The following is a 12,271-nucleotide window of genomic DNA, read 5'->3' on the forward strand; positions in this document are numbered from 1 at the left end:
CGCCCGGATGGCCGGACTTGGCCTTCTGGACGGCATCCATGGAAAGGGCGCGAATGGCATTGGCCAGCTCAAAACGGTTATTCATATCAGTGGTACCTTGGTTGTTGTATTGAGTAGCTTGTTATATTGGATAGCTTGTCGTTAGGCGCGAGCAGCCAAGCGTTGCGTGATCAGCGACTCTAATGTCTGTTGGTCGCAGGCGAAACGGCGGATCCCGTCAGCCAGCATCTCGTTGGCCATGGCATCTTGGTTATGCTGCCAACGAAACGCTGCTTCTGATAGCGGTGTGGATGGTTCGTGGGTGACAGATTGTGATTGGATGTTGGAGGCCACTTCTCCCACCATGCTATCAAGCTGCTCTAGCAGTGCGGGAGAAATGGTCAGGCGATGGCAGCCCGCCAACGTCAGGACCTGATCGATGGTACGGAAACTTGCCCCCATAACGACTGTGTCGTAACGACCAGCGTCAGCCCTCTCGCAAATCCCTTTTACGAATAGCACGCCAGGATCGTCTTCTGGCGTGAACTGCTTACCTGTCGCCTTTTGGTACCAATCGCTAACGCGGCCAACGAAGGGCGAGATCAGATATACCCCTGCATCAAAGCAGGCCTGCGCCTGAGCATCGCTGAACAAGAGTGTCAAGTTGCAGTTGATCCCCTCGCGCTCGAGTTGCTCAGCCGCACGGATCCCTTCCCAGGTAGACGCAAGCTTGATCAGCACGCGGTTGCGGTTAATCCCTAGTTTCTCGTAGCGCTCAATCAGTTCGTAGGCCTTGCGGATACTGGCTTGGGAATCAAAAGAAAGGTGTGCGGACACCTCTGTTGATATTCGTCCAGGTATCACGTTGGCAATTTGCCCGCCGATCGCCACTGAAAGCTGGTCAACTATTCGGCTCGGGTCGTTCTCATCACGACTTGATTCAGCGAGCACTCTATCGATCATCTCTTGATAACGAGGCAGCTCGAAGGCCTTGAGTATCAAAGAGGGGTTAGTGGTGGCGTCCTGTGGTTGATAGCGCTTTATGGCATCCAGGTCGCCCGTGTCGGCCACGACCAGTGAGTGTTCGCGTAATCCATCCAGAAGCGACATAGTCGACTCTCCTTAAAAAATGAACGGTATCCGATCAAATGATTGATCATTTTTGGCGATTTAGTCAAATCCAGTCGCTAGGAGCACCCGTGTTACAGCTATCAAACAAAAGTATAACTCTTTGTTTTGTCAGCGGTGTTTGTTTTGTTTTCATTTAAAAACAGTTGTTTGCGTATTTTTTGCCATTTAACCGTCCTTCCTTCCGTACTTAGAAAGCCATGATCTTATGATCAATGTGTTTACAAATGATAGGCAGGTGATAAATTGAATAGCGTCAGTAGACGATTGGTAGCTGTGAAGTGGTGCTTATCACTGTCAGTCGTTCACGTTTCTATTTTCTGGAAGGGAGAGCATGAATGCCCAATGTGACACATTCTCTTAAAGTCGCGATTGGCGGTGATGAGGCGGCTTACGAGCTGAAAGAAATTCTCATTGGCCATGTCCGTGAGCTAGGCTATGAAGTCGAGGATTTTGGTACTTTTAATGCAGAACCGGTGCTGTATCCCGATGTTGCCTTTGAGGTGGCCACGGCGATTAAGGAGGGTCGCTTCGATCGGGCCGTGCTGGTATGTGGGACGGGAATCGGGGTGGCTATTTCTGCCAATAAGGTACCCGGCATCCGCGCTGCACAGGCACATGATACCTATTCGGCTGGTAAGGCCAGAACCAGCAATGATGCACAGATCGTCACATTAGGGGGGAGGGTGGTCGGGCACGAACTCGCTAAGTCGATTGTATCGACCTTTTTGGGCAGTACGTTTTCAGGTGGGCCATCTGAATTAAAAATAGCCAGGATTGCAGAGTATGAGTCTCGGATGAGTGCCCGGTAAGCATAAGTCGCTGGCATTCGCCGACACTGATTTATAACCACATAGTAACAACAACGCCAAGCAAGCTGTGATAACACGGTCTGTGCTCGCTTCGGAGGATATAACAATGACACGCCTATTTAACGACCCGAATGATTTCCCTGAAGAAGCCCGGTTAGGCTTGGTAGCTGCCAATCGTGACAAGCTGATGGCGGTGCCGGGAGGTGTTGTGCGCAGTACGCGTAGTCAGCCGGATACTGTCGCGGTTGTCATCGGAGGTGGCAGTGGCCACTACCCAACCTTCGCGGGATTGGTCGGGCAAGGATTAGCACACGGCGCCGTCATGGGTAACCTGTTTTGCTCGCCTTCTGCACAACAAGTTTATTCTGTCGCCAAAGCCGCTAACAACGGCGGTGGTGTACTGCTTTCCTTTGGTAATTATGCGGGCGATGTACTGCATTTTGGTGAGGCGCGTGAGCGTTTAATCGCTGAAGGTATTGCCTGTGAAATCGTATTAGTGACGGATGATGTGGCGAGCGCACCCTTGGACGAATTCGATAAGCGCCGAGGTATCGCAGGGGATTTAACCGTCTTTAAAGCTGCCTCCGCTGCCGCAGAAAATGGATCATCACTGGAAGAAGTGGTTCGAGTGGCGAAGGAGGCAAATCGCTGTACACGTTCTTTTGGTGTGGCATTTGAGGGGTGCACGTTACCTGGGGCAGCTGATTCGCTCTTTCATGTCCCCAAAGGAAGAATGGCGATCGGGCTGGGAATTCACGGTGAGCCGGGCATTAGTGAGACCGATATCCCTTCCGCGGACGGGTTGGCCAGGGTTCTTGTCGACCGGTTGTTGGAAGAAGTCCCAGAAGGTATCAGCATCAAAGGGGCGAGGGTGGCGCCAATACTCAATGGTTTGGGCACCGTCAAGTATGAAGAGCTGTTCGTTATTTATCGTAAAGTCGACGAATTGCTGCAGGAGGCCGGTCTTATCATCGTAGAGCCGGATGTGGGCGAGCTGGTGACCAGTCTTGATATGGCCGGGGTTTCGCTGACGCTGTTCTGGCTTGATAAGAATATGGAGCCGTTATGGACCGCTGCGGCGGATGCGCCGGGCTATCGAAAAGGCAGTGTGACGCCAGCGCAGGCGCTGGATCCGGCAGAAGTTGAGGTGGTTACTCAAGATGAAATTCCCGAGGCTAGCGATGCTTCGCGACAATTAGCCACCGGTGTTGTGGAAGCACTTGGAGTGCTCGCCAGTACCGTCGATGAAAATTGCGAAATGTTGGGTCAGATTGATGCGGTGGCGGGCGATGGCGATCACGGTATTGGTATGCAGCGCGGCAGTCAGTCTGCGCTTGAAGCGGCCAGAGAAGCTTTGGATGGAGGAGCCGGTGCGGAGACAGTGCTCCACTGGGCTGGTCAGCGCTGGTCGGATAAGGCGGGTGGCACCTCTGGTGCTATCTGGCGGGTTATCTTAAAAGCGATAGGGGAGTCGCTTGGTAATGAGAAGCCCCTTTCAAGTCAGCGTCTCGCTGCTGGCGTTTTTGGGGCCCGTCAGCAGGTAATGGCATTCGGCAAGGCAGCGGTGGGCGATAAGACCCTGGTCGATGTGTTGGTACCTTTTGCCGATGCGCTATCGCAGGAGGCTGAGAATGGTCGGGGAGCATTAGCTTGCTGGGAATACGCTGCACGTGTGGCGAGTGAAGCGGCTGAGGCCACCGCGAAACTTACCCCCCGGGTTGGGCGCGCGCGTCCATTGGCTGAAAAAAGCTTGGGTACGCCTGATGCCGGTTCGGTTTCATTGGCGCTGATTATTCAGGCGCTGATTCCTGTATTGAAAAAGTGTCAGGCAAGCTGACATGATACATGCCTTTCAACAACCCCTGGATGCCGAGGATGAATGGTCAAGACGCTGCTGACATTGACTTAATGACAGAGATTGCAACGCTCTACTATGTGCAAGGGGAGACGCAAGAAGCTATTGCTAACCGACTTGGGCATTCGCGAGTGCGAATAGGCCGGCTGCTCAAGCGCGCACAGGCAGAGGGGATTGTGGATGTTCGGGTGCGCTTACATCGTTCCGTTAGCATAGAGATTGAGCAGGAACTAAAGCGACGCTTTGGTCTGAAGCGAGCGCTGATTGCGTTGGATAACGCTGATCCTGATGTGCAGCGCTCAGGTGTAGCGAGTCTGGTGGCCGATCATCTTTCACGTAGTTTGACTGACGGCCAGATCGTCGCCGTGGGTATGGGGCGTAACGTCGCCGCCGTGGCCGATAATGTTTTCCTGGCAGAGTCGTTAAATGTTTCTTTTGTATGCGCGATTGGTGGCTCGTTGCGTGCGGGGGAGCATATGAACCCCGATCATATTTGTCGGCGTTTGGCGAGTCGATTTGGCGGGGATAGTGAGACCCTTTATGCCCCAGCGCTGGTGCAGAGCGGTGAGGTAAGGGATGCGCTGTATGAAAATTCCACCGTGCGTCAGACATTGGATCGCGCCCGGCGCGCGGATACGGCGTTGATTGGTGTCGGCGACGTGAGTGAAGACAGTAATATGGTGCGTATGGGGTGGTTTTCCGCCCAGGAAATTGCTGAAGCACGGCTCTCCGGGACAGTGGGCGATATGATGGGTTATGACTTTATCGATATCCATGGGCAGCCTTCGGCGACGCAGATGCAGGGGCGTGTGGTAGGCCTCAATATCCAGGATCTCACGCGCATTCCAGATGTTATCGCTATCGCCAGCGAGAATACCAAAGCGGTTGGTATTCTGGGTGCGCTACGTACCGGGGTTATCGATACTTTGGCGACTAGTGTCACCAATGCGCACACTATACTGCGGCTTGATGAGGCGACTCAGAGCGAAGTGCGCGCGTGATGTATGGCCATTGCCCGACAGCTTGCAGGCTTAAATATGACCGGCCGAGCTCGGAAGCCTGCTTGTTTTCCTTCTAGATTCTTTCCCGCATTCATTTGTTCGCCGTGAAGTATACCGGCCCTTCGCGGAGAGATGCTTGTAAGTGGTGCTTGTCGATAGCAATCTCTATGTGAACATTTGAACAATCATCGATCATATAGAATGTCGTCTACCACTTACCTTCACTTCTTTTTTATGGCAAATAATTCCAAAAATATAAATTAATTATTATTATCAGCGGCTTGCGAGATGATCCTAAAGTATAATAATAAAAGACATCATTATGAATTGACTCGGCTACGCTTAAGGTAGTTAATTCATATGTACACGTTAGGAACTTTTGTAACGCCAGTGCAGAAAGACAACACGAGAAGCATTAGGAGTGAGCAATGCATAACGCTGATAACAACAATCACGCTGAACTACCACTGACCATGCAAGCCGTGGTCGCCTACGCGCCTGGTGATTATCGCCTTGAAGAGGTGGACGTGCCCGAGGTGGGAGAAGGTGAAGTGCTGATTAAGGTCGAAGCATGCGGGATCTGCGCAGGCGACCTCAAGGCCTACGAAGGCGCCCCCAGCTTTTGGGGCGATGAGACTCAGCCCGCCTACATCAAGGCACCGATGATTCCAGGTCATGAGTTTATTGGTCACGTGATGGCTTTGGGTGAGGGGGTTAAGAACCTGGAGATCGGCGACCGCGTTATTTCTGAGCAAATTGTGCCTTGTTGGGAGTGTCGTTTCTGTAACCGTGGGCAGTACTGGATGTGCGAAAAGCACGATGTCTATGGGTTTCAGCATAACGTGAACGGGGGGATGGCCGATTATATGGTCTTCCCCAAAGAGGCGATTAATCACAAGCTGCCCGATGAGATTCCGATGGAAAAAGCGGTTCTTATTGAACCCTATGCGTGTTCGTTACACGCGGTAAAGCGTGCGCAGGTTGAACTGGGTGACGTGGTTGTCCTCTCCGGAGCGGGAACGCTAGGGCTAGGAATGATCGGCGCGATCAAAAAATCCGGGCCTTCGAAACTGGTCGTTCTGGATCTCAATAATAAGCGTTTAGAACTTGCCAAACAATTTGGTGCCGACATCGTTTTGAATCCTGCTGACGTCGATGTTGTTGACTACGTGAAAAGCATAACAGAAGGCTACGGCTGCGATATCTATATTGAGGCTACTGGTGCCGTTAAGTCAGTAGAGCAAGGTCTCTATATGATTCGTAAACTTGGTCGTTTCGTCGAATTCAGCGTATTCAAAGAGCCTGTGACTGTCGATTGGAGCATTATCAGTGATCGTAAAGAACTGGATATATTAGGTGCGCATCTAGGCCCTTATTGCTATCCGCTTGTGATTGAAGGTATCGGGAATGGTGATTTTCCAACGAATCATGTTGTTACACATAAACTTCCGTTGAATAAATTCCACCAAGGGTTGGATATGATGCGCAATGATCCTGACGCGTTAAAGGTTGTGCTTATACCTGGCGATCAGTAGGTTACGAAAGCTTTTTATTTATAAATACAATGATAACCGGAGTGGTTATGTCGGCGACATTAAATTCGGTGCCCGGTGGTAAGCGTATAAGCGTCTATGTGACAGCTGCTTTAATTTTAGTGCTATTCGCACTCATGGCGTTTGATACCAAAGTCATTAGTCTTACGGAGCTTGAGAGCGAGGCGGGTTTTTCACCACAGCAATTTGCTAAGGAAACCTTTCCTGAGATTCAGGCGTATGTCGAGAATAATGCCGTAGATGCATCGGTATTGGCGCCGGAAGTGCTCCAGGATGCTGGCGCGGCAGGTGGTAAATACGGCGTGGCCGCAAGCATCGGTCATATTGTACCGGTCTCTTTATCAGGCGTTGCTGTAGAGGGACAGGGGGGCACTTACACCCTTGATGTTGCCGATGTGCCTTCAGATATCGCCATTCGTGTACAAACTGGCCCAGCTATTAATGGCACAACGCTGAGAGATACAACCGGCAATATTCAATTTGGTGACTTCACCAATCAGATCGAATACCAGGATGTCGGTGCAGCACTCAATGATGAAATGAAGCGCCAAGCGCTTGCGGATATTTCCGGGCAAGATTTAACTGGAAAAACGTTAGAGGTCGTCGGCTCCTTCACCATGATAAATCCCAAAAACTGGCTAATTACTCCCGTGAGTATAGCGATCATTGAGTGAGGATCGTCTATGAGTATCGATACATCAACAGTGGAAGTAGCTCCGGTAATTCTTTCTGCACGCAATATTGAAAAGCGTTTCGGTGCCGTGCAAGCCCTCAAGGACGTGAACTTCGATATATATCGGGGGCAGGTGACAACGCTTTTTGGCGAAAATGGAGCGGGTAAGTCGACGCTGATGAAAATCTTGTCTGGCGTCATGACTCAGACGGGGGGCGAAATTGTTTTGGAAGAAGAAAGTGTCAGCTTTTCTTCTCCATCAGATGCAGAAGCCTTGGGGATTGCCATTATTCATCAGGAGTTGAGCCTGGCCCCTAACCTTAATGTGCGTGACAACATTTTTATGGGTCGCGAGCTGACTAAAGGAGGGGGTAGTGTCGACTATAAAGAAGAAGCGCGCCAGGCTGAGCTGCTAATGGCGGAGCTTGATGAACCCATCCACCCGCTCACTCTGGTCGAAGACCTGCGCGTGGGGCAGCAGCAAATCGTTGAAATCGCTAGAGCACTGTCCAAGAACTCACGGATTTTGATTATGGATGAGCCGACCTCTGCCTTGAGTGCGACGGAAGTAGAAACGCTTTTCAAAGTCGTCAAGGACCTCAAGAGCAAGGGCGTGTCGATTGTTTATATTTCCCACCATTTGGAAGAAGCATTACAGATTACCGATCATGCCGTTGTGCTGCGCGATGGTGTGATGACGGCTTATGCTCCGCGCTGTGACATCGACCTGCAGTGGATTGTGAGGCATATGGTGGGAGAGAGTTTTGATCTTGGTTCACCGCCAACAGGGTACGAGCTGGGTGCCAGCGCGCTATCTATTCAGAATCTGTATGTAAGCGACGATAAAGTCGCAGGTCGTTATGTGGTCGAGGACTTTTCGCTGGACGTAAAGGCAGGCGAGATTGTCTGCATTTACGGGCTGATGGGTGCTGGCAGAACGGAGTTACTGGAGTGTGTGGCAGGGCGAACCCGACAGTCCCAGGGAGATGTTTTGCTCAACTCACATGATGTCTCGCATTACAACATTGCACAACGAATAGAGAGAGGGCTGGTACTGGTGCCTGAGGATCGTCAGCGTGATGGATTGGTTCCCACCCTGTCAGTTGGCAGGAATCTGTCGCTAGCCAGTATCCGTGCATTTACTCACAAAGGGCTGACGTCATCCAGCCTGGAGGCAGGAATGATCGGTTCAGCAATTGATAAGGTGCGCATCAAGACAGACGGTGGCGAAGCTGGCATCGGTTCATTGTCCGGCGGCAATCAGCAAAAGGTGGTGATCGGCAAAATGTTGGCGACTGATCCTGACGTCATCATGCTAGATGAACCAAGCCGTGGCATTGATGTAGGCGCCAAGGCTGAAGTGTTCAAATTATTGAGCCAGGGAGCGCGACAAGGTTTGGCGGTGGTTTTCACAACGTCTGAAGTCAGTGAATGCTTGAGTATACCGCATAGGGTGCTGGTGATGAGCAAGGGGCGAATCACTGCTGAATTCGGTCCTGGCGTATCGAAAGATGAAATTATGGCTGCTTCCGGTGAATCAGTTGCTGCGTAATTATTAAAAATAGGTGTTTAACCATGTCTCATCATAATAACAATGGCGTACAAGCAGAAAAAAAGCGCATTGACTTCGTTAAGATTTTGCTCGAAGGAAGAGCTTTTTTTGCTTTACTTGCGATCATCATCGTCTTCTCCATCCTTTCGCCGGTTTACTTCTCGACGGGTAACTTTTTAACCATGTCCTCACACGTGGCTGTTTTTGGGCTACTAGGTGTAGGCATGCTATTTGTCATTCTGACCGGTGGTATCGATTTATCGGTTGGCTCTACACTGGCTCTTAGCGGCGTGTTCGCGGGAATGCTACTTGAAGGGGTTGAAATTGAAGCGCTTGACTTGGCTTTCTTCCCTTCAGTGTGGGTCGTTGTGGTGCTTACTTGCTTACTAGGCGGGGTAGTCGGGGCTATCAACGGTGTGCTCGTTGCCTATTTCAAGGTGCCAGCTTTCGTGGCCACGCTGGGTATGTTGTATGTTGCACGCGGGGCCGCCCTGTTGCTGACGGATGGTTTAACTTTCAATAGTTTAAATGGTGATCCTGCGCTGGGTAATACAGGGTTTGAGTGGCTTGGTTTTAATAAACTGCTCGGTATTCCCGTGGGCATCTTGATCCTTTTCAGCGTTGCCATGATTTGCATGTTGGCGCTTAGCCGCACTCCTTTTGGTCGGTGGGTCTACTCTACGGGCGGAAACGCACGAGCTGCAGAGCTATCCGGGGTGCCGGTAAATAGAGTGAAGCTATCTGTCTATATTATTTCCGGGGTATGTGCCGCCATCGCTGGTATTGTGCTTGCCTCGCAGTTGACCTCTGCTGGGCCTACAGCAGGCACAACCTACGAGCTGACCGCGATTGCGGCCGTTGTGATTGGCGGCGCCTCGCTTATGGGTGGGCGTGGCACGATTCGTAATACTTTATTGGGCGCCTTTGTCATTGGTTTTCTCGCCGATGGGCTGGTCATCATCGGCGTGTCTGCTTATTGGCAGATGGTCTTCACGGGCAGCGTTATTGTCTTCGCTGTCATGCTGAATAATGTGCAGTACAGTGCTAACAAAAAGCCCTCGAAAAAAGCTGATAAAGAAAAGATAGAAACTAAAAAAGAAAGTTCTAGTGCAAGCGCTACTTGACGTAGCCTTGTTTAGAAGTGTGACCTGATTGGGTCTGTATAACCAAGAGCTAACAATCATAACGACGAGGTGATGAACATGCTTCCCAAAAGCAAGAAAGTAATTTTTACAGCACTGGCCAGTGCCTCTATGCTCTTTAGCGGTGCTATAGCAGCTCAGGAAAAGGGGCTCATATCTATCATTGTCAATGATATGTCAAACCCTTATTGGCAAACGGAAGGAACGATTGCTGAACAAACGGCAGAGGAGTTGGGCTATGAAGCAAATGTAAGCTCTCATGTCGGTGATACCAACACTGAAAGTAATCAAGTCGATACGGCGATTACCAATGGCGCTAAAGCGATTATTCTAGACCCTGCAAATGCGGATGGTTCTATTGGCGCTGTGCGAAGAGCTGTTGATGCAGGAATCCCCGTGTTTATTATTAATGCCGAGATTAATCAGCAAGGATTGGCCAAGGCACAACTTGTATCCAATAATGCACAAGGGGCTGCGTTAGGGGCGCAACAGTGGGCAATGCAATTGGGTGGTGAAGGCTCTTATATCGAGTTACAGGGCCCGCCTTCTGATAATAATGCCGCGACAAGATCCAATGGCTACGAGACAGTGCTAAGCCAGTACCCAGACCTTAACCTTGTGGCCTCTGATATCGCTAATTGGGATCGTACGGAAGGTCGCAATAAAATGCAGAGCATGTTGCGCTCCCATCCTGATATTAAGGGCGTGATCAGTGGTAACGACGAAATGGCCTTAGGTGCTATTGTCGCCCTGAAGCAAGAGGGTTTGCTTGATGATGTATTGGTTGGTGGATTTGATGGTTCGCCTGATGCGGTTGATGCGGTTCGTGCGGGTGAATTGGCCTATACTGTCCTACAGCCGGTAGCTGTTTTTGCTGAAGAGTCAGTGAGAATTGCCGATCGCTATATCAATACCGGAGAAACCGGTCTGGATAGTGAAAAGCAACTGTACGACTGTGTCCTCATCACGCCGGATAGCGTTGATAATTACACATCCCCTTTTGTATTAGAGGGATAAATCGAAAGATAGTCTTTCTTCGAGGCCAGTCAGCGTTGATGCTGGCTGGCTTTTTTGTTGAGAGGAAGAGTCAATGATATTTAACTTTGGTTCCATAAATATTGATCATACATATCGTGTTGCCTATTTTGTTCGCCCTGGTGAAACGTTGGAAAGTAATGAATACAGTGTTGGTTTGGGGGGGAAAGGCGTCAATCAATCATTGGCGATAGCGCGTGCCAAGGGAGCGGTCAGTCACTGGGGGCGCGTTTCATCAGTAGACGCCTGGGTGGTGCCTGAGTTGGAGTCTGCGGGTGTCGGTGTGCAAGATGTCGAATTGACCGCTGAGCCGAGTGGGCATGCGATTATTCAAATTGATGCACGTGGTGAAAACGCTATTCTTTTATTTTCAGGCGCTAACCATGGCTTTACACCGGAACGCATGAAGGCGCTTGTTGCGCAAACAACGCCTGGTGACACAATGCTTATCCAGAACGAGTGCAATGGGCTTGATCAGCTGATTCCATTGGCAGTGAGCCATGGTTGCAAAGTGGTATTTAATCCTGCGCCAATGACCTCGGGGGTATCGTCGCTGCCTCTGGACCAATGTAAGTTACTATTCTTTAACCGTACAGAGGCCGCCACTTTATTGGAAATGCCATTAGAGTCGAGTGCTTCCGATTTGCTAAGACGTTTTAATGAAACGCTGGGAAGTGTCGAGGTGGTTCTTACGCTTGGCGGTGAGGGGGCCTGGTATCAGTACAACAGTGAGGCTTATTTTCAACCGGCCTTAAAGGTACAGGCCATCGATACAACGGCAGCGGGTGATACCTTTGTCGGCTACTTCCTGGCGGCCCGACAGGCGGGTCTTGAGCCACCGCAGTGCCTACAAAGGGCAACAGCAGCGGCTGCCCTGTCAGTTCAAAAACACGGTGCTGCCAGTAGTATCCCGATGGAAGAAGAGGTTGATAGATTGATATATGAAACGGCCTAGGCGCAATCCGAGTAAGTAAACGCAATATGCATCGTCGGCATTGAATATCGAGCGATCATGAGACCGCTCGACATCTCAACCGTGCCCCATTGAAGCTAGCTTAGCTCATGAATTCTGCGGTGATTGCTCAGAGTCATCGCTAAAGCTTCTGCCGCTTCCTTGCCTTTGGCTCGGAAATGGCCATGGAAAAAATCATGGTGTGTGCTGTGCTCATGGAAATGGTGGGGTGTCAGGACAACGGAAAGGATCGGAATTTCGGTTTCCAGTTGCGCTTGCATCATGCCTTCGATGACCGCTTGAGCAACGAATTCGTGTCGATAGATGCCGCCATCAATGACAAAGCCTGCCCCCACAATGGCGCTATAACGGCCAGTTTTGGCGAGTAGTTTAGCCTGAAGCGGGATTTCGTAAGCCCCTGCAACTTGGAATATCTCTACTTGGTCAGCGGAAAAGCCATGCTCGCTGGCAAGTTGAGCAATGAATGCCTCTCTGGCTTGAGTGACTATATCGTGATGCCAAGACGCTTCGATAAAGGCAACGCGAACTGATGAGGAGTGTTGGGTCTGATTCATGGTCATCCTATGGG

12 protein-coding genes are annotated in these 12,271 nt (G+C 50.6%); 9 read left to right on the plus strand and 3 right to left on the minus strand.

The window, feature by feature from the left end; all coding sequences use genetic code 11:
* Nucleotides 1-85 (minus strand): hypothetical protein (locus R3F64_RS19415; protein ID WP_422823330.1); only part of this gene is annotated, 85 nt, incomplete at its 3' end.
* A 56-nt stretch (nucleotides 86-141) separates the two neighbouring features.
* Nucleotides 142-1,089: a transaldolase gene (gene tal, locus R3F64_RS13925; RefSeq protein ID WP_332612068.1), complete on the minus strand. Its 948-nt coding sequence runs from the start codon at nucleotides 1,087-1,089 to the stop codon at nucleotides 142-144.
* 356 nt (nucleotides 1,090-1,445) lie between these two features.
* On the opposite strand from tal, the gene R3F64_RS13930 reads away from it, so the two are divergent.
* The 9 genes from R3F64_RS13930 to R3F64_RS13970 all read left to right on the plus strand — a co-directional run bounded on the left by R3F64_RS13930 (nucleotide 1,446) and on the right by R3F64_RS13970 (nucleotide 11,685).
* A complete protein-coding gene (locus tag R3F64_RS13930) occupies nucleotides 1,446-1,919 on the plus strand; it encodes an RpiB/LacA/LacB family sugar-phosphate isomerase (RefSeq protein ID WP_085917889.1) in 474 nt (157 codons plus the stop codon).
* Between the two features lie 106 nt (nucleotides 1,920-2,025).
* A complete protein-coding gene (locus R3F64_RS13935) occupies nucleotides 2,026-3,756 on the plus strand; it encodes a dihydroxyacetone kinase family protein (protein ID WP_332612069.1) in 1,731 nt (576 codons plus the stop codon).
* Between the two features lie 38 nt (nucleotides 3,757-3,794).
* The gene (locus R3F64_RS13940; RefSeq protein WP_332612070.1) at nucleotides 3,795-4,775 is read left to right on the plus strand and encodes a sugar-binding transcriptional regulator; all 981 of its coding nucleotides are present in this window, start codon (nucleotides 3,795-3,797) and stop codon (nucleotides 4,773-4,775) included.
* A gap of 428 nt (nucleotides 4,776-5,203) precedes the next feature.
* Nucleotides 5,204-6,310: an MDR/zinc-dependent alcohol dehydrogenase-like family protein gene (locus R3F64_RS13945; RefSeq protein ID WP_085917886.1), complete on the plus strand. Its 1,107-nt coding sequence runs from the start codon at nucleotides 5,204-5,206 to the stop codon at nucleotides 6,308-6,310.
* Nucleotides 6,311-6,357: 47 nt separating this feature from the next.
* The gene (locus R3F64_RS13950; RefSeq protein ID WP_233337363.1) at nucleotides 6,358-7,002 is read left to right on the plus strand and encodes a DUF2291 family protein; all 645 of its coding nucleotides are present in this window, start codon (nucleotides 6,358-6,360) and stop codon (nucleotides 7,000-7,002) included.
* 9 nt (nucleotides 7,003-7,011) lie between these two features.
* Nucleotides 7,012-8,553: a sugar ABC transporter ATP-binding protein gene (locus tag R3F64_RS13955; protein WP_332612071.1), complete on the plus strand. Its 1,542-nt coding sequence runs from the start codon at nucleotides 7,012-7,014 to the stop codon at nucleotides 8,551-8,553.
* Nucleotides 8,554-8,576: 23 nt separating this feature from the next.
* Nucleotides 8,577-9,677, plus strand: a complete 1,101-nt coding sequence (locus R3F64_RS13960; protein WP_332612072.1) for an ABC transporter permease — start codon at nucleotides 8,577-8,579, stop codon at nucleotides 9,675-9,677.
* A 78-nt stretch (nucleotides 9,678-9,755) separates the two neighbouring features.
* Nucleotides 9,756-10,712 (plus strand): D-ribose ABC transporter substrate-binding protein, encoded by a 957-nt coding sequence (locus R3F64_RS13965; RefSeq protein ID WP_085917882.1) that lies wholly within the window; start codon nucleotides 9,756-9,758, stop codon nucleotides 10,710-10,712.
* Between the two features lie 73 nt (nucleotides 10,713-10,785).
* A complete protein-coding gene (locus tag R3F64_RS13970; RefSeq protein WP_332612075.1) occupies nucleotides 10,786-11,685 on the plus strand; it encodes a ribokinase in 900 nt (299 codons plus the stop codon).
* A gap of 95 nt (nucleotides 11,686-11,780) precedes the next feature.
* On the opposite strand, the gene R3F64_RS13975 is transcribed toward R3F64_RS13970, so the two are convergent.
* The gene (locus tag R3F64_RS13975; protein WP_268901038.1) at nucleotides 11,781-12,257 is read right to left on the minus strand and encodes a 6,7-dimethyl-8-ribityllumazine synthase; all 477 of its coding nucleotides are present in this window, start codon (nucleotides 12,255-12,257) and stop codon (nucleotides 11,781-11,783) included.
* Between the last annotated feature and the right edge of the window lie 14 nt (nucleotides 12,258-12,271).

It is taken from the genome of Halomonas sp. 5021, assembly GCF_036663435.1.
In the GTDB taxonomy this organism is placed as follows: domain Bacteria; phylum Pseudomonadota; class Gammaproteobacteria; order Pseudomonadales; family Halomonadaceae; genus Vreelandella; species Vreelandella janggokensis.

Bases quoted from the DNA above. Each gene is read 5' to 3' on its own strand.
- tal (WP_332612068.1), bottom strand. From the start codon at position 1,089: ATGTCGCTTCTGGATGGATTACGCGAACACTCACTGGTCGTGGCCGAC.
- R3F64_RS13930 (WP_085917889.1), top strand. From the start codon at position 1,446: ATGCCCAATGTGACACATTCTCTTAAAGTCGCGATTGGCGGTGATGAG.
- R3F64_RS13935 (WP_332612069.1), top strand. From the start codon at position 2,026: ATGACACGCCTATTTAACGACCCGAATGATTTCCCTGAAGAAGCCCGG.
- R3F64_RS13940 (WP_332612070.1), top strand. From the start codon at position 3,795: ATGAATGGTCAAGACGCTGCTGACATTGACTTAATGACAGAGATTGCA.
- R3F64_RS13945 (WP_085917886.1), top strand. From the start codon at position 5,204: ATGCATAACGCTGATAACAACAATCACGCTGAACTACCACTGACCATG.
- R3F64_RS13950 (WP_233337363.1), top strand. From the start codon at position 6,358: ATGTCGGCGACATTAAATTCGGTGCCCGGTGGTAAGCGTATAAGCGTC.
- R3F64_RS13955 (WP_332612071.1), top strand. From the start codon at position 7,012: ATGAGTATCGATACATCAACAGTGGAAGTAGCTCCGGTAATTCTTTCT.
- R3F64_RS13960 (WP_332612072.1), top strand. From the start codon at position 8,577: ATGTCTCATCATAATAACAATGGCGTACAAGCAGAAAAAAAGCGCATT.
- R3F64_RS13965 (WP_085917882.1), top strand. From the start codon at position 9,756: ATGCTTCCCAAAAGCAAGAAAGTAATTTTTACAGCACTGGCCAGTGCC.
- R3F64_RS13970 (WP_332612075.1), top strand. From the start codon at position 10,786: ATGATATTTAACTTTGGTTCCATAAATATTGATCATACATATCGTGTT.
- R3F64_RS13975 (WP_268901038.1), bottom strand. From the start codon at position 12,257: ATGAATCAGACCCAACACTCCTCATCAGTTCGCGTTGCCTTTATCGAA.